General features: G+C 27.9%; 18 protein-coding genes. 8 read left to right on the forward strand and 10 right to left on the reverse strand.

The genetic code is table 11. The features are described from left to right. Positions 1–25: 25 nt before the first annotated feature. The gene (locus ACQ65T_RS08185; RefSeq protein WP_430400592.1) at positions 26–1,426 is read right to left on the reverse strand and encodes a TlpA family protein disulfide reductase; all 1,401 of its coding nucleotides are present in this window, start codon (positions 1,424–1,426) and stop codon (positions 26–28) included. Positions 1,427–1,570: 144 nt separating this feature from the next. Between ACQ65T_RS08185 and ACQ65T_RS08190 the strand changes: the two genes are divergently transcribed. After that, positions 1,571–3,190, forward strand: coding sequence for an ABC-F family ATP-binding cassette domain-containing protein (locus ACQ65T_RS08190; protein WP_430400593.1), 1,620 nt, complete (start codon positions 1,571–1,573; stop codon positions 3,188–3,190). A gap of 63 nt (positions 3,191–3,253) precedes the next feature. On the opposite strand, the gene ACQ65T_RS08195 is transcribed toward ACQ65T_RS08190, so the two are convergent. The 3 genes from ACQ65T_RS08195 to ACQ65T_RS08205 all read right to left on the reverse strand — a co-directional run bounded on the left by ACQ65T_RS08195 (position 3,254) and on the right by ACQ65T_RS08205 (position 5,608). Then, positions 3,254–4,087, reverse strand: a complete 834-nt coding sequence (locus ACQ65T_RS08195) for an OmpA/MotB family protein (RefSeq protein ID WP_430400594.1) — start codon at positions 4,085–4,087, stop codon at positions 3,254–3,256. 76 nt (positions 4,088–4,163) lie between these two features. Next, positions 4,164–5,159, reverse strand: coding sequence for a glycosyltransferase family 2 protein (locus ACQ65T_RS08200; RefSeq protein WP_430400595.1), 996 nt, complete (start codon positions 5,157–5,159; stop codon positions 4,164–4,166). Further along, positions 5,159–5,608 (reverse strand): type I restriction enzyme HsdR N-terminal domain-containing protein, encoded by a 450-nt coding sequence (locus ACQ65T_RS08205; RefSeq protein WP_430400596.1) that lies wholly within the window; start codon positions 5,606–5,608, stop codon positions 5,159–5,161. Before ACQ65T_RS08205 ends, ACQ65T_RS08200 begins: the two co-directional genes overlap by 1 nt. Before the next feature lie 54 nt (positions 5,609–5,662). Between ACQ65T_RS08205 and holA the strand changes: the two genes are divergently transcribed. The 5 genes from holA (at position 5,663) to ACQ65T_RS08230 (ending at position 13,180) form a co-directional block, all read left to right on the forward strand. Further along, positions 5,663–6,667: a DNA polymerase III subunit delta gene (holA, locus tag ACQ65T_RS08210; protein WP_430400597.1), complete on the forward strand. Its 1,005-nt coding sequence runs from the start codon at positions 5,663–5,665 to the stop codon at positions 6,665–6,667. Positions 6,668–6,698: 31 nt separating this feature from the next. Then, positions 6,699–8,888 carry a response regulator gene (locus tag ACQ65T_RS08215; protein WP_430400598.1) on the forward strand — a complete coding sequence of 730 codons (2,190 nt, stop codon included), beginning with the start codon at positions 6,699–6,701 and terminating at the stop codon, positions 8,886–8,888. A gap of 72 nt (positions 8,889–8,960) precedes the next feature. Further along, on the forward strand, positions 8,961–9,143 hold the full coding sequence (locus ACQ65T_RS08220) for a CAL67264 family membrane protein (protein ID WP_430400599.1): 183 nt from the start codon (positions 8,961–8,963) through the stop codon (positions 9,141–9,143). 56 nt (positions 9,144–9,199) lie between these two features. Then, positions 9,200–10,894 carry an energy-dependent translational throttle protein EttA gene (gene ettA, locus ACQ65T_RS08225; RefSeq protein WP_430400600.1) on the forward strand — a complete coding sequence of 565 codons (1,695 nt, stop codon included), beginning with the start codon at positions 9,200–9,202 and terminating at the stop codon, positions 10,892–10,894. 78 nt (positions 10,895–10,972) lie between these two features. After that, entirely contained in the window at positions 10,973–13,180 is a 2,208-nt protein-coding gene (locus ACQ65T_RS08230; protein WP_430400601.1) for an ATP-binding response regulator, read from the forward strand. Here ACQ65T_RS08230 and ACQ65T_RS08235 read toward each other — a convergent pair. The 4 genes from ACQ65T_RS08235 to ACQ65T_RS08250 are packed head-to-tail and all read right to left on the reverse strand — an operon-like array spanning position 13,177 to position 16,894. Then, positions 13,177–13,950, reverse strand: coding sequence for a sulfite exporter TauE/SafE family protein (locus ACQ65T_RS08235; protein ID WP_430400602.1), 774 nt, complete (start codon positions 13,948–13,950; stop codon positions 13,177–13,179). The genes ACQ65T_RS08230 and ACQ65T_RS08235 overlap by 4 nt on opposite strands. Positions 13,951–13,971: 21 nt before the next feature. Beyond that, positions 13,972–14,559 carry a hypothetical protein gene (locus ACQ65T_RS08240; RefSeq protein ID WP_430400603.1) on the reverse strand — a complete coding sequence of 196 codons (588 nt, stop codon included), beginning with the start codon at positions 14,557–14,559 and terminating at the stop codon, positions 13,972–13,974. A 26-nt stretch (positions 14,560–14,585) separates the two neighbouring features. Beyond that, the gene (locus ACQ65T_RS08245) at positions 14,586–15,830 is read right to left on the reverse strand and encodes a DEAD/DEAH box helicase (RefSeq protein WP_430400604.1); all 1,245 of its coding nucleotides are present in this window, start codon (positions 15,828–15,830) and stop codon (positions 14,586–14,588) included. A gap of 41 nt (positions 15,831–15,871) precedes the next feature. Then, positions 15,872–16,894: a formimidoylglutamase gene (locus tag ACQ65T_RS08250; protein WP_430400605.1), complete on the reverse strand. Its 1,023-nt coding sequence runs from the start codon at positions 16,892–16,894 to the stop codon at positions 15,872–15,874. A gap of 114 nt (positions 16,895–17,008) precedes the next feature. On the opposite strand from ACQ65T_RS08250, the gene ACQ65T_RS08255 reads away from it, so the two are divergent. Further along, entirely contained in the window at positions 17,009–17,890 is an 882-nt protein-coding gene (locus ACQ65T_RS08255) for a hypothetical protein (RefSeq protein ID WP_430400606.1), read from the forward strand. A 47-nt stretch (positions 17,891–17,937) separates the two neighbouring features. On the opposite strand, the gene hutI is transcribed toward ACQ65T_RS08255, so the two are convergent. Next, complete coding sequence (gene hutI, locus ACQ65T_RS08260) at positions 17,938–19,176, reverse strand: imidazolonepropionase (protein ID WP_430400607.1); 1,239 nt, start codon at positions 19,174–19,176, stop codon at positions 17,938–17,940. Positions 19,177–19,248: 72 nt separating this feature from the next. Here hutI and corA point away from each other — a divergent pair, with 72 nt between their 5' ends. Continuing rightward, complete coding sequence (corA, locus tag ACQ65T_RS08265) at positions 19,249–20,319, forward strand: magnesium/cobalt transporter CorA (protein ID WP_430400608.1); 1,071 nt, start codon at positions 19,249–19,251, stop codon at positions 20,317–20,319. Here the strand turns inward: corA and ACQ65T_RS08270 are convergent. Next, positions 20,316–21,176, reverse strand: coding sequence for an alpha/beta fold hydrolase (locus tag ACQ65T_RS08270; RefSeq protein WP_430400609.1), 861 nt, complete (start codon positions 21,174–21,176; stop codon positions 20,316–20,318). The two genes, corA and ACQ65T_RS08270, sit on opposite strands and share 4 nt — an antisense overlap. Positions 21,177–21,272: the final 96 nt, after the last annotated feature.

Genomic DNA, 21,272 nt, shown 5'->3' on the forward strand with positions numbered 1-21,272 from the left:
ATGGCTCTTTTTTTATAAGTTTGTTTTATTTTAAATCACTCTCAAAATTTACATCAAATAAATTAGCAAAGCCTTTTTTGATGTTACCATTTTTATCAAGAATTATCGTTCTATGTATTTTAGTAATAACCCAAAGTTTTTTAATTTCTTGAAAATTAGATGATTTTAATTCTAAAATGCCATCATTCAAATTGTTGTTTTTTAGTGCTTTAGTCCAGTTTTCATTTGTGTCATCTACATTAATTGCAATAAAATTAACTTCCGGGTATTTCATTTTAAATTCTTTAACACGTTTGTGAACTGATTTTAAATGAGAATCTGCATGAGAAGTCCAAAAGAAAATTACAGTCTCTTTATTTGCAGTGATTGTTTCAATTGAAATAGGATTAAAATCTACATCTGTTAATTGTACTGAAGGAAGTTTGTTACCTATATTTAAGTTCTTAACTGAATTGTATATTTCAGTAACTTCTCTTTGTTGCTCTTTATCAGTAGATAGTTGTAAGTATTTATCAATGAATGTTTTGTTATTATACATGTTTTGATCTTCTAATAAATACATGTATGCAATATTGTTTAAAATACTATTTTTTGTTTTATTATTCTTAATAAGAGTATCTGCTATATTTAACTTTAGAATATTATTTTCTAATGACATTTCATTATATAAACCATTGCTTTTGTCATAAGATACATTGCTCAACATAATGTTTACATACTTTATAAATGGTGAAAAGTTTGTAAATTCTTCGTTATTGTATTCAATTTTTTTACGATAGTCATAAAAATCTTTTGGCAATAAACCTGAAACATCATTTCCTGTCTTGTATTTATGAGCATAAGGGTAAAGCTCTTTTTTGTAATAATGATGAAAATCTAGACCTGCTTGTGCTACTGCATCAAAACCTAAACTCCAACCAATTTCAGTTTTTTTCTTTAAATAATGTGCTTTCCTAATTTTATAAACAGAATCTATGTTTTTAATAAATCCATTAGAATCTCTATCCAGTACATCGTATAAAGTAGCTCTGTCAAGCTCATTTTTTAAATATAAATCAATTAAAAAATTATTTTTTTCATCACCTCTTCCACAAAATGCAATAGAATTATCGAAATCAAGTGAGTTAAGACGAACCATTATACTGTCGTTTTTATCGAAATAAATGTATTGATATTCAGGTAAATGTTTAAAAGTATATAAACCTGGAGTTAATGAATCAAATTTATGTAAAAAACGATTGTTTTTGTCTAAGAATATAGTGTCAATAATTTCATCATTCTTTAAAAAAAGAACAAAATTATTTTGAGGATTAATTATTTCACCACCAAAATAAGCTTCAAAATTATCATTGTCAAAACTTTTTTCACAAGAAGCTAATGATAACAGCAAAAGCGGTAATGAATACAAAAAGTATTTTTTAATCATGTAAGTGCGTTTTTTCTATAACAAAAATATTAGTTTATAATGAGAGAGCTTGTTAATGGAGCGTTAAATTAATTGTAAATAATAAATTCAAAACTGCACTATTTTTTCTACTTTTGCAACAATTTAAAAATAAATTCTAAATTAATGTTAACAGTTTCAAATTTATCTGTTCAGTTTGGTAAGCGTATTTTGTTTGATGAAGTAAATGTAACTTTTACTCAAGGAAATTGCTACGGAATAATTGGCGCAAATGGTGCAGGAAAATCAACTTTTTTAAAAATCCTTTCTGGAGATATCGACCCAACTTCTGGAAGAGTAATCTTAGAACCAGGAAAACGTATGTCGGTTTTAAATCAAAACCATAATATGTTTGATGAGCATACTGTTTTAGATACAGTTTTAATGGGAAACAAAGTATTACATGCTATTAAAACAGAAATGGATGCTTTATATTTAGATTATACTGATGAAAATGCAGATAGAATAGGAGAGTTGCAATTGCAGTTTGATGAAATGAACGGATGGAATGCCGAAAGTGATGCGGGATCAATGTTATCTAATTTAGGTATTTCAGCAGACATGCATTATACATTAATGGGCGATTTGGAAGGAAAAATGAAAGTACGTGTTTTATTAGCACAAGCTTTGTTTGGTAATCCTGATGTTCTTATTATGGATGAGCCAACCAACGATTTAGATTTTGAAACTATTTCTTGGTTAGAAAACTTCTTAGCAAATTATGAGAATACGGTTTTGGTAGTATCTCATGACCGTCACTTCTTAGATTCTGTGTGTACTCATGTTTCAGATATTGATTTTGGGAAGATTAATCATTTTTCAGGAAACTATACCTTCTGGTATGAGTCAAGTCAGTTAGCTGCTAAACAAAAAGCACAACAAAATAAAAAAGCAGAAGAAAAGAAAGCTGAACTTGAAGAGTTTATTCGTCGTTTTAGTGCCAATGTTGCAAAGTCAAAACAAGCAACTTCTCGTAAGAAAATGATTGAAAAATTAAACCTCGATGAAATTAAGCCATCAAGTAGAAGATATCCTGCTATTATTTTTGAAACAGAGCGTGAAGCCGGTGATCAAATTTTAAACGTTGAAAATTTAAGTGCTAGTATTGAAGGTGAAACATTATTTAAAAATGTTGATCTTAACATGGCAAAAGGAGATAAAATTGTTATTTTTTCAAGAGATTCTAGAGCTACAACTGCATTTTATGAAATATTGAATAGTAACTTAAAACCAGATTCAGGTACTTTTGATTGGGGAATTACTACAACACAATCGTATTTACCAAGTGAAAATCATGATTTCTTTAAATCAGACTTAAACTTAGTAGATTGGTTACGTCAGTTTGTGAAAACAGAAGAAGAGCGTGATGAGGTATATGTTCGTGGTTTCTTAGGTAAAATGATATTTTCTGGTGAGGAAGCATTAAAAAAGTGTAATGTCCTTTCAGGAGGAGAAAAAGTGCGTTGTATGTTATCTAGAATGATGATGCAAAGAGCAAATGTATTAATGTTAGACGAGCCTACAAACCATTTAGACCTAGAGTCAATTACTGCTTTTAATAATTCATTAAAAAACTTTAAAGGGTCGATATTGTTTACAACTCACGATCATGAGTTTGCGCAAACACTTGCAAATAGAGTAGTTGAAATTACTCCAAACGGGGTAATTGATAGATATACAACTTTTGATGAATATCTTGAGGATGATAAAATTAAGGAATTAAGAAAGAAAATGTATACCGTTTAATATAAAATAAAAAAAATCCCTGCAATTGCAGGGATTTTTTTTATTTACTTGTTTTGAGTAATGTTATTTACTCATTGTTTTCATTTCCTTTTCAATCATATCATAGAATTGATCGATTTTAGGCATAATGATAATTTTTGTTCTTCTGTTTTTTGCTCTATTAGCTGGAGAATCATTATCCACTAAAGGAATATAAGAACTTCTACCTGCAGGTATTAATTGTTTTGGACTAACTCCTAAATCTGATTGTAAAACTCTAACAATTGATGTAGCTCTTTTTACAGATAAGTCCCAGTTGTCTAATAAAACACCTCCTTTGTAAGGTACGTTGTCAGTATGACTTTCCACCATACATTCAAAATCAGGCTTACTGTTAATTACTTTAGCAACTTTAGCTAAAACACCTTTAGCTTTATCACTAACATCATAACTTCCTGATTTAAATAATAAGTTATCAGCAATTGAAATCATAATAACTCCTTTTTCAACATTGATGTTAATGTCTGGATCATCCATACCAACATCTTTTTTCAAACTTGTAACTAAAGCTAAAGTTACACTGTCTTTTTTAGTTAACGCATCTTGTAATCTTGAAATTTTTAGATCTTTTTCTTTAAGACTCTCTAATGATTTTTCAAGGTTTTCTGCACCTTTTGTAGTAAGGGTAGTTAAATTACCCATGTTGTTGATTAAATCAGAATTGTTCTTTTTTAAGAAATCAACTTGACTAGCAAGAGCTTCTCTTTCTGTTAAACACGTGTTTAATTTTACAGTAGCTGTGTTTAATAAATCTTGAGTTGCTTTTTGTTTCGCTTCTAAATCGGTAAACTTTTTCTTAGATACACACGATGTCATTGAAAGCGACAGAACTAAAAGGGAAAGGATGATTTTTTTCATAAAATCTAATATTATTATTTTAAACAAAATTAGTAACAAGAATCGTTCCTATAAAATTTAAAAACACAAACTATTGTTAAATTATTTCATTGAAATAATTCCTTTTTTTTATAAAATATTGATAAATAATTGATTTCGTTCTAAAATAATTTTCTTTATGGCTATTTTTTCTTTTACTTAGAAAGTAAAATAAATGTTTGTAAAAATAAAAATGTGCTTTTAATATTGAAAAGATGTGCTTAAAATTTCCTTGAAAAAGAAAACGTATAGTAGCAATTCCGTCAAAGCTAAGTCTTAAAAATAGCACAGGAAATAATTTGTTTTTCGGAAGGTTTTTTGTCAACATCCATAAAGAATTTCTGAAATTCAAAAAAGTCTTTTGTGGACTTCCAACATTTAAAGTTGCACCCCCCACATGATGAACTAATGATTCATGATTATAAATAGTTTTGTAGCCTTCATTGAAAGCCCTCCAACATAAGTCAATTTCTTCTTGATGTGCAAAAAAGTCTTCATCGAAACCATTTAATTTATGAAATACTTCTTTTCTGATGAAAAAACATGCGCCACTTGCCCAAAAAATTTCGGTAATATCGTTATATTGACTATGGTCTTTTTCAATTGTTTCAAAAATCCTACCTCTACAAAAAGGAAATCCATATTTATCTATAAACCCACCAGCTGCACCGGCATATTCAAAATATCCTTTATTGTTGTAAGCTAAAATTTTTGGTTGAATTATTGCAATTTCATTACTATTCTCAAAAGTAAAAAGTATTGGTTTTAGCCAATTTTCAGTTACTTCAATATCTGAATTTACTAATGCATAATAAGGTTCTTCAACAAATTTTAAAGCTTTATTGTACCCTTTGGCGAAACCAAAATTAGCATTGTTTTGAATAATTTTTACTGATGGAAAATCATTTTGAAGCACTTCAATAGAAGTGTCTGAAGAAGCATTGTCAGCTACATAAATAGTTGCTTCTTGAGAAAATTGAATTACAGATGGTAAAAACGTTTTTAAAAGTTTTTCTCCATTCCAATTTAAAATGACTACAGCTATTTTTTTCATTATGAGTTGTTAAATTCAGGAAGTTCTTTTAAAAACGTGTATTTTTCATTTTCAAAATCCATTTCGCAAAAGTAATGATTTAGTCCGTTGGTAACCATTAAATATTGGGCATTTAGTATTAAATTATAACGCGCAATTTGGTCAAAAGTTTTTTGGTCAATTTTAACTTCTGGAGCTTTACATTCAATTAAAAGAAAAATAGATCCGTCTGAGTTGAAAACAATAACATCATAACGTTTGTTCATTCCGTTTACTTTTACAACTTTTTCAACGTTTATTAACGATTTAGGATATTTTTTTTCATTAAGTAAAAATTCAACCACATGTTGTCTTACCCATTCTTCTGGAGTAAGAAGAATAAATTTTTTTCTAATGCTATCAAAAATAGACACTTTATTTTCACTATTTTTGAACCGAAACGAATATGTAGGGAAATTCAAGAGTTGCATCTGACAAATCTATAATCAATTCAACAAATAAGCAAATAAACAATTTATCATATTTTGGACGAAGTCATTCAAATTACAAAAGATATAAAGTCGGGAAACATAAAACCTATCTATTTTTTTATGGGTGAAGAGCCTTATTATATAGATAAACTAACAGAATTTATTGAAGATAATGTATTGCAAGAACATGAACGCGACTTTAATCAAACCATTATTTATGGAAGAGATGCAAGTATCGAAGATATAGTTTCTAACGCAAAAAGGTTTCCAATGATGGCAGATCGTCAAGTTGTTATTGTTAAAGAGGCACAAGAGCTTTCTAGAACCATTGATAAATTAGAATCTTATATTGAGAATCCTCAGCCAACAACTGTTTTGGTTTTTGCTTATAAATACAAAACAATAGATAAAAGAAAAAAGGTAACAAAATTACTTGTAAAGCATGGGGTTTTATTTGAAAGTAAAAAACTTTATGAAAATCAAGTTGGTGATTGGATTAAGAGAACATTGTCGGGAAAGGGTTACAGTATTGAACCAAAAGCTGCAGCAATGCTTGTTGAATTTTTAGGTACTGATTTGTCTAAAATAAATAACGAATTAGATAAATTGAAAATAATTCTCCCTAAAGGACATACTTTTTCACCCAACGATATTGAAGAAAATATTGGTATAAGTAAAGATTATAATAATTTTGAAATGCGAAAAGCTATTGGAGAAAAAGACCAATTAAAAGCGTTCAAAATAGCGGAATATTTTGCTCAAAATCCAAAAGACAATCCTATTGTTGTTACTACAGGCTTGGTTTTTGGGTTTTTCTCACAATTGTTACAATATCATGGACTTAAAGATAAGTCAAAACAAAATGTTGCTTCAGTTTTAAGAGTTAATCCTTTTTTTGTAAAAGATTATGAAGTAGCCGTTCGTAATTATCCAATGAGAAAAGTTAGTTCAATTATTACTTCATTAAGAGATATAGATGTTAAAAGCAAGGGAGTGGGGTCTAATTCTATTTCACAAAGAGATTTACTAAATGAAATGTTAGTTAAAATATTTCATTAACTTTAAGAATTAAAGCAACAAGCTCATAGAGATGAAGTTAATATTCGTATATAGATTGTTTTTTATTATTGCTATTTGTTTAAATGGTTATGGACAAAATAATGTTATTTTGCCAGTTACTGAAAGTTCTATTGAACAACAATTTATTACCGCCAAAGACTTTATAAAGAAAAGTGATTTTAAGTCTTATAAAAAAGGGGCAGAATTAATTGATCAACTTGAAGAAGCAGTTGAAAAATCAAAAAATATTAAACTCATATTAAGTTTTTACCGACAAAAATCATTATTCCTTTTTGAAAATTACGATTATGAAACCGCACTAAGCTACATACATAAATCTATAGAATTACTAAAAAATAATGCAGATGATAGAACTCTTGGGTTTAATTATGAGTTATTGGGAGTAATTAAAAACACACAAGAAAAATTTAAAGAAAGAGATAAAGCATTTATAAAAGCAGAAGAGTTATTAAGTAAAAGCGCTTCAAAAGAAGAAAATATTGACATAAATTTTAATTTATCCTTTGTATATAAAGAATATAAAGATTGGCAAAAAGTAATTGATTATTCAAAAACTGCACTTTATTTAATTGAAGAAACAAATCAAAATGAATCAAGAAGAAGGTATTTAAATTTATTTGTAGCGGAAAGTTATCTTGAATTAGAAGATTATAAAATGTGTTCTGAATATTTAAAAAGAGTTGAACAAGATTCTTATTTTTTACCCGATCAATATTTATTAATGGCCTCCTATTTTAAAATAAAAGGTGATCTGTTTAATAGAATTGGGGATTTTAAACAAGCTTCTTCTTCATATAATTTATCGAGTGATTTTTATCAAAAGATGTCTTTACTACGAACTAATGAGATAAAAAAAACTTTAAAACTTACACATAGTCTTCAATTAAAAGAAGTTGAAAACAATAGAATTAAAAGTGAAATACAATTAAACAAAGTTAATAGCAATTATAAAAATTTCATTTTAATATTAAGTGCTATTATAACTTCTATTTTAATATTTTTAGTTTTTTATCTATACAATACTTCTCGTTTTAGATCAAAAGTCAATAAAATATTAGAAAAAAATAATGCCGAATTAATTGAAAAAAATGCAGAAATTAAAAAAGCGTTAAGTGTTAAAAATAAATTTTTAGATACTATCACTCATGAACTCAGAACACCTTTAAATACAATAAAAGGCATTACGTATTTATTAAAAGAAAGTAATTTAAAACAAAATGAAAAAGAATATGTTTATAATTTAGAGTTTTCTTCTAATTATTTATTAGGGTTAATTAATAATATTATTGATTATGATTTGATTGAAGGAGTAAGTCCAAATCAATTAGTAATTAAAGACTATAACCTTAAAAGATTAATTTTAAATATAATAAGCACTTTTAAGCTTAGTAATACGAATAATAATACATTTGACTGTGAAATTGACAGTTATATACCTAAAAGATTAAGTTTTGATGCATTAAAACTTGCTCAGATTCTTATAAATTTAATTGAGAATTCAAATAAATATACTTTTAACGGAACCATTAAATTATATGTTAGTCTTTTAAGAGTTGAAGTAAATACATGTATTATTGAATTTAAATTAGAAGATTCAGGAATTAAAATTCCACAAGAAATTCAAAATTATTTTTATTCAGATTCAGTTTTTCAAACAGATACTATCGATAAAGAAAAGCATGAATTAGGAATAGTAATCATTAAGAGAAATATGAATCTTTACGAAAGTAAACTTGTTTTTGATAATAGTAAACCAATTGGAAATGAATTAAGTTTTGTTTTAAATTTTAAACTATTTGAAGAAACGAATAATACATTTTCACTTTCTGAAATTAATCAAGATAGTAGAATGCATATTCTTTTAGTTGAAGATAATAAGGTAAATCAAATTATCACAAAAAAAATTCTTTCTAAGTTAGGTTTTAGTTGTGATGTTGCCGATGATGGATTAATTGCTTTAAATAAAGTGAAAGCTAATGATTATTCATTGATATTAATGGATATAATGATGCCTGTGATGGACGGTTTTGAATCATCTAAAGAAATTACTAAAATTAAGCCTAATATACCCATAATTGCTTTGACTGCAATTTCTAAAGATGTAAATAAGAGTAAATTTGATGAGACAAATATTAAAGAAGTAATTACCAAGCCTGTTGATGTAGATTTAATGAAGAAAACCATTTATAAATACATTTAATCCGCTTTTTTTTTAAATCATAAATTCCAAAAGTCATATATTTGTAGTCCTTAAAATTTAAATAACAATAATATGGGAATGAATAAAAACACAGTTTTAGCATGGGCAACGTTTATTATGATATTGATGGGAATAATTATCATAGGTCTAGGCATTTATAGATATGACGATGTTGCAGGTTGGGGTTTTGGAGCTGTCGGTATTGGTTTTTTTGCTAATGCATGGGTTTTTAATGCCTTAAAAGGAAGAATGTAGATCAATATTTTTAACTATTATATCTCATAATAAAAAACACAATTTAAAACAACAATATGTCAGACGATAAAAAAGTAATATTTTCAATGTCTAGGGTTAATAAGATATACTCTAGTACTAATAAGCAAGTTTTAAAAGATATCTATTTAAGTTTCTTCTATGGAGCTAAAATCGGAATTTTAGGTTTAAACGGTTCTGGAAAGTCATCATTATTAAAAATAATTGCTGGTTTAGATAAAAACTATCAAGGAGATGTTGTTTTTGCACCAAATTACACAGTTGGTTATTTAGAACAAGAACCTCAATTAGATGAAACAAAAACAGTAATTGATATTGTAAAAGAAGGTGCTGCCGAAATATATGCATTATTAGACGAATTCAATAAAATTAACGACAGTTTTGGATTGCCAGAAGTTTACGAAGATGCTGATAAAATGCAAAAACTTATGGACCGTCAGGCTGAGCTTCAAGACAAGATTGATGCAGCAGGCGCTTGGGAGATTGACAATAAATTAGAAGTTGCTATGGATGCTTTAAGAACTCCAGAAGCAGATACTCCAATAAATGTACTTTCTGGTGGTGAAAAGCGCAGAGTTGCTTTATGTCGTTTATTATTACAACAGCCAGATGTTTTATTATTAGATGAGCCTACCAATCACTTAGACGCAGAATCTGTTCTTTGGTTAGAACAACATTTACAACAATATTCAGGAACAGTTATTGCTGTAACTCATGATAGATATTTCTTAGATAATGTAGCAGGTTGGATTTTAGAATTAGATAGAGGTCAAGGAATTCCTTGGAAAGGAAATTATTCTTCTTGGTTAGACCAAAAATCCAAACGTATGGAGCAAGAAGAGAAATCTGCTTCTAAACATAGAAAAACGCTAGAGCGTGAGTTAGACTGGGTTCGTCAAGGAGCTAAAGGACGTCAAACTAAACAAAAAGCTCGTTTACAGAATTATGACAAACTTTTAAATGAAGATCAAAAGGCGTTAGATGAAAAATTAGAAATCTATATTCCGAATGGACCTCGTTTAGGTACAAATGTTATTGAAGCTAAGAACGTAGCAAAGGCATTTGGGGATAAATTATTATATGACGATTTAAATTTTACATTACCACAAGCAGGTATAGTTGGAATTATTGGACCTAATGGTGCTGGTAAATCAACAATATTTAAAATGATAATGGGTGAACAACAACCAGACGGTGGAACATTCTCAATAGGAGAGACGGTTAAAATTGCTTATGTAGATCAATCACATTCTGACATTAATCCAGAAAAATCAATTTATGAAAATTTCTGTGACGGTCAAGAATTAATGTTAATGGGTGGAAGACAAGTTAACTCTAGAGCTTATTTATCTCGATTTAACTTTGGTGGAAGTGATCAAAATAAAAAAGTGTCTACTTTATCTGGAGGTGAACGTAACAGGCTTCATTTGGCAATGACTTTAAAAGAAGAAGGAAATGTACTTTTATTAGATGAGCCAACAAATGACTTAGATATTAATACGTTAAGAGCTCTAGAAGAAGGTCTTGAAAATTTTGCAGGTTGTGCGGTAATTATTTCACATGATAGATGGTTTTTAGATAGAGTTTGTACTCATATTTTAGCCTTCGAAGGAGATTCTCAAGTATACTGTTTTGAGGGAAGTTTCTCTGATTACGAGGAAAATAAGAAAAAACGTTTAGGTAAAGAGGTGACTCCAACAAGAATTAAATATAAAAAATTGATTAGAAATTAATTTCACAAAAAAACCTGATAAAATCAGGTTTTTTTTTATTTTTAAACACCAAATAAATATCTGATTAGATATATAATAATGACAAAGTCTAGAGCATTAGTAATACTTATTTTAACCTTATTTATTTCAGGAAATGTATTTTCTCAAGAAAAGGAATTTACAAAAAAGGACATAAAAGAATGGGTGTCAAAGTCAGGTAAATACTTTCTAAATCTAGAAAGTGATATGTCGTTACAATATGCCAATAAAGCTTTAGAGTATTCTATTAAACTTCAAGAATATGAATTGGCTGCAAAATCATATAATCTTATTGGTTTAAACTTTGCAGATTTTGCAGATGAAAAAAAAGCAATCGATTATTATAAAAAAGGATTAGAATATGCTAATAAAACTTCAAATGACACTATAAAGTGTTGGTTAACAAATAATATAGCCAATTTATACAGCTATAGTAAAATTGATTTCAAAGAAAGTATTAAATATTATAAATTAGGACTTAATTACTCTGTTAAATTTAATGACGAGTATGAAATTACTTTTAATAAATTAAACATGGTAACAGCTTATTTTTCTATGGGCGATTATCAAAATGGAATTGTTTACTTAAATGAAGTCAAAAAATATGTTGATACAAAAGGAGATGTTGAGGCTAAAATAACTTTAAATTCTTTATATGCAGATTATTATAAACAGTTAAATCAGGATGATAAAGCAGAGTCTTATTATCTAAAATCGTTAGAGTATTGCTCTCAAAATGATGTAGAATTTATAAACACACATGTTTCAAATACATTTAAAGATATTTCCGACTTTTACTTTAAGAAGAAAGATTTTGTAAAAGCTTATGATTATTTAAAAAAGCATGATTCTCTCCAAGATATTATATATAATGAACAGAGAACTAAGGAAGTAACTGTTGAAGGACATAAAATTGAAAAGGATGAAGTTAAAAGAAAAATAGAACAAATTGAAGCTGAAAAAGTTATTCAAGATGAAAAGCTATTCACAACTAAAATTATTATTATTCTATTTTTTATAATCTTTACAATTCTATTTTTATTACTTTTTTCTTTAATTCGAAATAATAAAGATAAAGTAAGATCAAATTTAAAATTAAAAATTGCAAATGAAGAACTTTTAATTGCTAAAGAAAAAGCAGAAGAAGCTTCAAATATTAAAACTCAATTTATTTCAAATATAAGTCATGAACTTAGAACGCCATTATATGGAGTAATTGGAATGACGGACATTATAGAAGAAGAACATAAAGAATTAAGAGGAAGCCAACATTTAAAATCACTTAAATTTTCCGCTAAATATTTATTAGCTCTAGTAAATGATATTTTGAAAGTTTACAAAATAGAAGAGCAAAAAATTGTTTTAGAAAATGTCTTGTTTAATTTGGAAGATGAAATAGAAACAATTATCGATTCATTAAAAATAATTGCTACTACAAATAAAAATGAAATGAGTTATGAGATTGATAAAAATATCCCTGAGTTTTTATATGGCGATAAAATAAGACTTTCTCAAATACTTATCAATTTAATTAGTAATTCATTAAAATTTACAAATAACGGAACAATCAAGGTTTTAGCTTGTGCTGAAAATATTAACGGCAATCATATTAACTTAGTTATAAAAGTTATTGATAACGGAATTGGTATTCCAGTAAAATATCAAGATGTAGTATTTGATAAATTTGTTCAAATAGAAAGAAAAGAGGATGATTACCAAGGAACCGGATTAGGTTTAACTATAGTTAAAAAACTTGTTGAATTATTTAAAGGTTCTATACGACTCGAAAGTGAAGAAGGAGTTGGAACGACTTTTTTTGTCAATTTACCTTTTCAAACAGGAACTGATAAATCTAAAGAGATTATAAATTCTACTGAGGTGGATCTGTCTGAATATTCAAATTATAAAATTCTAATTGTTGAAGACAATAAAATAAATCAAGTTGTAACTAAGCGTTTACTAGAAAATCATAAATTTATTTGTGAAATAGTTGAAAATGGTTTTAAAGCCATAGAGATTTTAAAACACGAGGAGTTTGATGCAGTTTTAATGGATATTAATATGCCACTTATTAACGGTTTTGAAACATCTAAAATCATTAGGAGTAATGGAATTAAAATTCCTATTATAGCTGTAACGGCATTTGATCGCCAAGAAATTGAAGAGAAAATGATGGATGCAGAAATAAATGACGTAATTGTAAAGCCATTTGAACCGGCTAAATTGTTTCAAATGATTTATAAACAAATAAATGATAAATCTCTTTAGATTATTCCAAGAATAAAAAAAATAGAAAATATAATTAATAAAAAAGCTACTAGTTTTTGTAAATACTCAATAGTAACTTTTTTTACTAGTTTATTTCCAAAAAAAGCTCCAAAAAAAGCAGCAATTGTAGCAGCTATAACAAGTGAGTAATTTAATAAGTCTTTTTGTTCAATTATAGATTCTGCATAAACACTTATCCTTGATATGTCAATCATACATGCAATTACAACTCCAGTTGCTATAAAAGCTTCTTTTGAAAGATTAGTTCTAATTAAGAATGCACTTCTCAAAGCACCTTGATGCCCAGAAAGACCACCAAAATAACCGCTTAAAACACCTCCAAATGGTAAATATTTACTATTGAATTCTAAATTTTTTAATTTTGGGATAATATCTAATAAGGCGAAGAAAATTAGTAATAAACCAATAACTACTTTTAAAGGTTCAATATAAAATTGTTTATTATATAAAGTGTAATCGTAAAGAGGAGCAAGGCCCGTTAAATGTTTTAAAGTATAAGCTCCAAAAAAAGCAAAAAGAATAGCAGGAATTCCAAAAGCAAGTACAACTTTTTTATTAGCATGTTTTCCTAATATGACCAACTTGAATAAATTATTGAAAAAATGTACAATTGCAGTTAATGTAATTGCAATTTCTACAGGAAAAAATAAAGCAAATACAGGAAGTAAAATAGTTCCAAGCCCAAAACCTGAAAATAAGGTTAATCCTGATGCTAATAATGAAACAATGCAGATAATGAAATAATCCATTTAATGAAGTCTTATAAAAGTTTAAATAATTAACCAAGCACCTTTAATAAATGTCAATTCTGACCCTTTTATAAAATCATCAATTTTCATTTTTCGTGTTGCTTTTTTGTTTATTAATTCAATAAAATAGACTTGAGGATTATTAAATCCTGGTACATAATACCAAAACCTAAATCTTTTTATTTTATGTGATTTCGATAAAAATTTTAACTCTTCTAAGTCTGATATTTTAACAGAGTTGTTTTGGTTCATTCTGTAATTAATCCTTTCTATATCGGACATACTAAGTATTTCTTCTTTAGTTTTCTTTGGAATAGTTTTTTCCGTCCCAACAAAAAGTTGAGGATATAAAATCCCTTCACTAAAAATCCCATATAAATTTAAATTTGTATTCCAAATAGTTAAAACTTTGTCATTAAATTTAAAATTGTTGTTATTCAATACTTCAATTGAGTTTTTGTATCGCGGAATTGTATTTTTCACATAAGCTGAGTCAAAAAACTTTATAGATTGATGATTTTCAACCTCACCCTGATTTCGAAAATTAAGTTCTTTTTGTGCAATTATTGGATTACTAATAATTAAAAAATAAATTAGTATATTTTTCATTGAGTTTTTGATTTTTTAAAATCTAACTAATACCAACGCTTTTTATTCTTTTTTGAAGCGGCAGATTTTCTAGAATTATCCTTTTTCTTTTTGTTTCTTAAATCAGGTTTAGCGTCTTCTTTAGATGGTTCATTATTCCAAGGATAGGGATGATCTTTAACTTCCTTAACCTTCATTCTAATTAGTCGTTCTATTTCTGTTAAATATACTCTTTCGTCTTTTCCGCAAAAAGAAAGTGCAATTCCAAAATTTCCTGCTCTACCAGTTCTTCCAATTCTATGTACATAGGTTTCAGAAATATTCGGTAAATCAAAATTGATTACATAAGGCAAATTGTCAATATCAATTCCTCTTGCTGCAATATCAGTAGCTACTAATATAGAAATTTCTTGATTTTTAAATTCCTCTAAAACACCTTGTCTCGAAGTTTGAGATTTATCCCCATGAATAGCAGCACAAGTAACTCCTTGTTTTGTTAACGCTTTTACAACATTATCAGCTCCATGTTTTGTTCTAGTAAATACAAGGGCATTTTTAATTCCATCATTTCTTATGATGTGGTATAATAATTTTCGTTTATCTCCTTTTTCAACAAAATAAACTTTTTGAGTTACATTATCAGCTGTACTAGAAACAGGATTTGCTATAATATATTTTGGTCTTGTTAAAAATGCGTCTGCAAGTTCTCTTACTGCAATTGGCATTGTTGCAGAAAACATAAGTGTTTGTCTGTTTTCGGGAGTTAATTTAATTATTTTCTTCACATCGTTTATAAAACCCATATCAAGCATTTGATCGGCTTCATCAAGAACTAAATGATGTAAATGGTTTAAGTCTACAAAGCCTTGCTTGTGTAAATCTAATAATCTTCCAGGAGTAGCAATTAGTACATCAATACCCTTTTTTAATTGGTCCACTTGTGGGTTTTGATTAACACCACCATAAATAACCATTGATTTAATGTTGGTATATTTCCCATAATCATTAAAACTATCTGAAATTTGATGAGCCAACTCTCTTGTTGGTGTTACTACTAACGTTCTAATTTTTTTAGCTTTTTTAGCAGAACCAACGACTTTATGAATGTAATTAATAATAGGAATAGCAAAAGCTCCCGTTTTTCCGGTACCTGTTTGCGCACAAGCAACTAAGTCTTGACCTTTAAGTACTTCTGGTATGGCTTGTTCCTGAATTGATGTAGGAGCGGCATAACCTAAATCGTTTAAAGCTTCTTGTATTGGGTTTATTAAATGTAATTCTTTAAAAGTCATTTTTGTATTTTTTGTAATGTAATGAAAGTTAGTGATTTATATTAACTTTTCATAAAATCAGTTATCATATAAGCAATCAGTTTCCCTGTTAAATGATTGTTATTACTTTCGTCTAATGTAGGTGCACCTTCACAAATATGAATGTATGATGCATTTTTATTATTTGCAAAATGATGTATAAACTGTCGTGCTTGTTGCACGCTAAATCCGCTTAAAGTCATTGCGCTGGTATGAATTCCAGGAATTGCATCTAAGTCTATTTCAATTCCAAATGGATCATTTTTAACAAACTGTAAAGCTTCATCTAATTGGTTTTCATATGTTTTTTCTTTACGAATTTCAATTTCTTCATAGGTTGCAAATTTTACCCTTGAAGTAATTTCTTTAATTGTATGCTGAACTCCTTTAGAAATATAACTTTCATGCAAACCAAAAACGAAATATTTTTTTAAAAAACCTTCTTCATAAGCATAACTAAATCCGTTTCCAGAATGTCTTCCTTCCAAAATTCTAAAATCGGTATGAGGGTCAAAATTTACTGCATTTACAGGTTTGCCTTTTGCAAGAGCTAATCCCTTGATGTTTCCATATGCATTATTGTGTCCGCCACCTATTATTATGGGCTTTTTACCCGCTTTGATAATTTGATGAATTACATGAGATACTTCTTTGTCAATTGTTTCAACTAAACTAAATAATTGTTTGCGCTCTTCTTTAATTTTTGCATCTAAATTTTGAGCAAGTATCATTTCCTTTTCAACATCAATCTTACCAAGAATTATTAAGTTACTTCCTTTACAAAATTTGTTATGTTGTATATTTACTAAACTTTTTAATGTTGATTCAAATGCGGAAGAAGTACCTGCTCTTCCTTTATTAGCCCTTACACCAATATCTTCTGGAATACCAACTAAAACAAAACGTGCCGTAGATTCTTTAATAAAATTAAAAGCATCAACATCTGGTGGTATTAGTTGAACTTTTTCACCAAATTTTATTTCTCCACTTCTATGTTGCGTAATTTTCGCAAGCTCTTTTGAAGACAGTAATTTTATATTTTCCATTTTTAAAAAATTGCAATCAAAAATACTATTTTAAAATAACTTTACTTGAAAATGGGAAAAATAGTTTTTTATTGTATTTTTGTTATCAATTTAACCAAATATCTATATTTTTAAATGGAAAACAAGCAAAACAATTCAGGATTAAAAGCAGCAGTAGTGGTTTTAGGATTATTATTATTAGGAAGTGGAGCATACATCTATAAAATGTCATCTGATAATAAAGAAACAGTAACTAATTTAACTTCTGAGAAAGAAACTTTAGCATCTGATTTAAAAGCAAAAATTGCTGAATACGATGTTTTGATCGCTGATGATAATGCTTTGAAAGCTGATTTTGAAGCACAAAAAGAGGAAATGGAAAAGCTTTTAGTTGCCTTAGAAAAATCTAAAGGTGATGCAGCAGCTATGGCTAAATACAAGAATGAATATTTCCGTTTAAAAAGAGAAATGGATAATTTAGTAGCTGAAAACAAATTGCTTAAAGAGCAAAATGTTGCTTTAACTTCAAGTTTAGATAGTACTAATGTTGTTTTATCTGATGCTAAAAAGTTTAACGATACTTTAGTTTATCAAAATGATAACTTATCTAAAACAGTTGAAAAAGGTTCTAAACTTTCTGTTTTAAACTTAAATGTTTTAGCTGTTAAAGAAAGAAGTTCTGGAAAACAAATTGAAACAGATAAAGCGAGTAGAGCAGATAAATTAAAAATTAGTTTTTTAATTGCAGAAAATCAAATTGCAAAATCTGGAGATAGAACGTACTATGTTCAAGTTATTGATGCTAAAAACAATATTTTAGGTGATAAGGAAACAATTGCAATGAGCGATGATTTGACTTTAACTTATACTTTTATAACTAAAGTTAAGTACGAAAATAAAACAGTTCAAGTAAAACAAGAAGTTACTGGAAAAGATTTTCAACCAGGTTCTTATTTTGTAAATGTTTTTAATGCTAAAGGAGAAATGGTTTCTAAAACAAGTTTTTCTTTAAGATAATATATCAATAAATGAATAAAAAAAGAGCGACATTTGTCGCTCTTTTTTTATGAAATAAATTCTCCGTTTATCATTACTTTATCGATTAAATTACTACCAAATTCATAAGGTAGTTGATAATAGGTTGTAATAGGTTTAGTTAAAATAATATTTGCTTTTTTTCCTTTAGTAATACTTCCATGAGTGTTTGAAATTCCCATTGCGTATGCACCATTAATTGTTGCTGCGTTTATGGCTTCTTCAGGAGTCATTTTCATTTTAATACAAGCAGTAGCTACTACAAAATTCATATTTCCTGATGGAGTAGTGCCAGGATTATAATCGGTAGCTAAAGCAATTGGTAAACCTGCATTCATCATTTTTCTTGCTGGAGTATAAGGAATGCTAATAAAATAAGAACAACTTGGTAAAGCAACTGGCATGGTATTGCTGTTTTTTAAAACTTCAATATCTTCATCGGTAACAATTTCTAAATGGTCTACACTTAAAGCTCCATTTTCAACACAAGCTTTTATTCCTTCAATAGCTGTAAATTGGTTTACGTGAATTTTTGGTATTAATCCATATTTCTTTCCAGCTTCCATTATTTTTACAGTTTCATCAACAGAAAAATATCCTGTTTCTAAAAAGGCATCTATATAATCTGCAAGGTTCTCATCTGCTATTTTTGGTAGCATTTCATTAATTATTAAATCAATATATGCAGCATGATTATCTTTATATTCTGTTGGAAATGCATGAGCTCCAAGAAAAGTAGCTTTTATAGGAAATGCAAAGCTTTCTCTTAAACGTTTTATAACGCGTAACATTTTTAATTCACCTTCAATAGTTAATCCATAACCCGATTTTATTTCAACAGCACCTGTACCTTGTTGCATAACTTCTTCTAAACGAATTTTAGATTGCTCGTAAATTTCATCTTCAGAAGTTCCATTTAACTTCTTAGCCGAATTTAATATTCCGCCACCTCTATTGAATATTTCTTCATAAGTTAGTCCGTTAATTCGATCAACAAATTCTTGAATTCTATTTCCTGCGTAAACAATATGCGTATGACTGTCTACCCAAGTTGGTAAAATAACTTTTCCAGTAGCGTCTATAATTGAAGCGTTTTCAATTTTTGGACAAGTAATCATTGGTCCAAAATCAATTATAATATCATTCTCAACCAATAAAAAAGCGTCTTTAATGATTGGTAATGTTGCCATTTCCTTTCCTGAAACTTTTTCAATATATTCTTCCCTTACCTGAAGTAATTCTTTTATGTTGATAAATAATGTTTTCATTTTCTTAAATAATTTTGGTAAAAATAAGTTCCATTTTTAAAAACTCCTATCTTTATAGTAAATTTTACAGATTTGAGACGATTAAAATATAAAAAAGGTAGAAGGGTTCAGCCCACTCCATTAGAATATACGGGTATATATACGGACAAAGATACAGAAATGCAATTGTTTGTGTATACTGAAAATGAAGTTGAAGAATTTCAGGAGATTACTATTGATGAAATTTTGGAGAATATATCTAAAACAAGTAATAATTGGATTAATATTCATGGACTTAAAAATGTTGAATTAATTAAAACTCTATCAGAAAGACTAAATATAAATAATATTATTGTTTCTGATGTTTTAAATATTTCAAGGGGAACAAGGTTAGAGGAGCTTGATGATACTCTTTTTTTTAGTATTAAATCAATACTTCCTACTGAAGACAAAGCGAATATTTCTATAGAGCAAATTAGTTTTGTTTTACAAGAAGGATTAATTGTTTCTTTTCAGGAAAAAAGAGGTGATTTTTTCACACATATACGAGAACGTTTAAGAACAAATTCTGGCTTGGTTCGTAAGAAGAAATCAGATTATCTTTTGTATTTAATGCTTGATGCAATTATTGAAAATTTCTACATAACTATTGATAATAAAGAAATTGAAATAGAAAAGTTAGTTGCAATATCAAAAACAACTTCTAATCCCTCTATAATGGAAGAAATTGAAAAAAATAGAGAAGTATTTCATTTTCTTAAAAGAGCGATTGTTCCATTGCGTGATGCATTATTTACAATTAAAACAATTAATGAAGATGATGAGTTTAACAGCATAGAGCCAGCTAATTTTGTCTTTTTTGGACGCTTACATCAAAAAACAATAGAATTACTAGATCAAGTTGATTATGATTTACACACTTTAGATAGTGCAAGTAATTTTTTCTACACTACCCAAAGTCATAAAATGAATGAAGTAATGAAAACACTGACTATTGTTTCTGCTGTATTTATGCCTATCACATTTATTGCTGGAATTTATGGAATGAACTTTGAAAGAATGCCAGAGCTTCATGCTAAAAACGGTTATTTCATTGTTTTAGGCTTAATGTTATTTATAGTTTTAACAATGCTTCTATACTTTAAAAAGAAAAAGTGGTTTTAATTGACGATGAAGTTTTTAATTTTCAGAATTACATCTTCATTCCCTAATATTTTTCTATGACCAAGAGATTTTGTAAGAAGTAGTTCACTGTTTTTAAGGGTTTTGTGAATATTTACTGAAGCTGTGTAAGGTACATCTTCATCATTTTCATCGTGAATTACCAGAATTGGTATATTTACTTCTTTTGCTGCATTACTTCCAGAATAATTTTCCATTGATTCTTGATAAGTTTTTTCAAATGAGCTTCTCATTAAATCAGCAATATTAGGTTTTAAATTCATTTTCTTTACGAAATCCTGTAGAATATCATTGATGCTATCTCCACTACCTACAATTACAGCTTTGTCTAATTTTAATCCCTTTTTAATTGAATTTAGAACAGACATTCCGCCAAGAGAATGACCAACAGCTATATCAAATTTTCCATACTTTTTTTCTAATTCTAATATACTTGCAATAAATTCTACCATTAGAGTTGTAGAACCAGGAGATTTACCATGAGCTGGAGCATCGAAACTAATAGTCGTGTAACCCATAGCAGTTAATTGGTCTGCAATTTTTACTAATTGAGTTCCTCTACCAGACCATCCGTGAACTAGTAATGCTTTTTTACTACCAATTCCATATTCATAAACCATTATTCTTTTTGAAATCTCAGGAATAAAAACAAATTCTTGTTTAGAATTTGCATCCATTTCCAACTCTCTTTTTGGAATTTTATATTTTATCGGCGTTGAAAATAGTTTTTTTGCAAATTTTACGGTCAATGAAGTAGACATCTTTTGCAAAATTTCAGCAATAAATAAAACTATTTTAGGTATTGAATCGCTTGAGATATTTTTTTGTCTTTTTGACATTCTTTTTTTTTTGCAAATTTATTAAATGTATAACTTTACATTATTAAACTTATCTTAAATTTATATTGGCCCCATTTTTGAAAGAGATTGAAATTA

Origin of the sequence: Flavobacterium sp. (genome assembly GCF_965284515.1) — a bacterium.
Classification (GTDB): Bacteria; Bacteroidota; Bacteroidia; order Flavobacteriales; family Flavobacteriaceae; genus Flavobacterium.

Coding starts and splice junctions, on each gene's coding strand:
- ACQ65T_RS08235 (WP_430400602.1), bottom strand. CDS start 13,950: ATGGATTATTTCATTATCTGCATTGTTTCATTATTAGCATCAGGATTA.
- ettA (WP_430400600.1), top strand. CDS start 9,200: ATGTCAGACGATAAAAAAGTAATATTTTCAATGTCTAGGGTTAATAAG.
- hutI (WP_430400607.1), bottom strand. CDS start 19,176: ATGAAAACATTATTTATCAACATAAAAGAATTACTTCAGGTAAGGGAA.
- ACQ65T_RS08255 (WP_430400606.1), top strand. CDS start 17,009: ATGGAAAACAAGCAAAACAATTCAGGATTAAAAGCAGCAGTAGTGGTT.
- ACQ65T_RS08220 (WP_430400599.1), top strand. CDS start 8,961: ATGGGAATGAATAAAAACACAGTTTTAGCATGGGCAACGTTTATTATG.
- ACQ65T_RS08240 (WP_430400603.1), bottom strand. CDS start 14,559: ATGAAAAATATACTAATTTATTTTTTAATTATTAGTAATCCAATAATT.
- ACQ65T_RS08195 (WP_430400594.1), bottom strand. CDS start 4,087: ATGAAAAAAATCATCCTTTCCCTTTTAGTTCTGTCGCTTTCAATGACA.
- ACQ65T_RS08215 (WP_430400598.1), top strand. CDS start 6,699: ATGAAGTTAATATTCGTATATAGATTGTTTTTTATTATTGCTATTTGT.
- ACQ65T_RS08205 (WP_430400596.1), bottom strand. CDS start 5,608: ATGCAACTCTTGAATTTCCCTACATATTCGTTTCGGTTCAAAAATAGT.
- ACQ65T_RS08185 (WP_430400592.1), bottom strand. CDS start 1,426: ATGATTAAAAAATACTTTTTGTATTCATTACCGCTTTTGCTGTTATCA.
- ACQ65T_RS08190 (WP_430400593.1), top strand. CDS start 1,571: ATGTTAACAGTTTCAAATTTATCTGTTCAGTTTGGTAAGCGTATTTTG.
- ACQ65T_RS08245 (WP_430400604.1), bottom strand. CDS start 15,830: ATGACTTTTAAAGAATTACATTTAATAAACCCAATACAAGAAGCTTTA.
- ACQ65T_RS08200 (WP_430400595.1), bottom strand. CDS start 5,159: ATGAAAAAAATAGCTGTAGTCATTTTAAATTGGAATGGAGAAAAACTT.
- ACQ65T_RS08230 (WP_430400601.1), top strand. CDS start 10,973: ATGACAAAGTCTAGAGCATTAGTAATACTTATTTTAACCTTATTTATT.
- ACQ65T_RS08270 (WP_430400609.1), bottom strand. CDS start 21,176: ATGTCAAAAAGACAAAAAAATATCTCAAGCGATTCAATACCTAAAATA.
- ACQ65T_RS08250 (WP_430400605.1), bottom strand. CDS start 16,894: ATGGAAAATATAAAATTACTGTCTTCAAAAGAGCTTGCGAAAATTACG.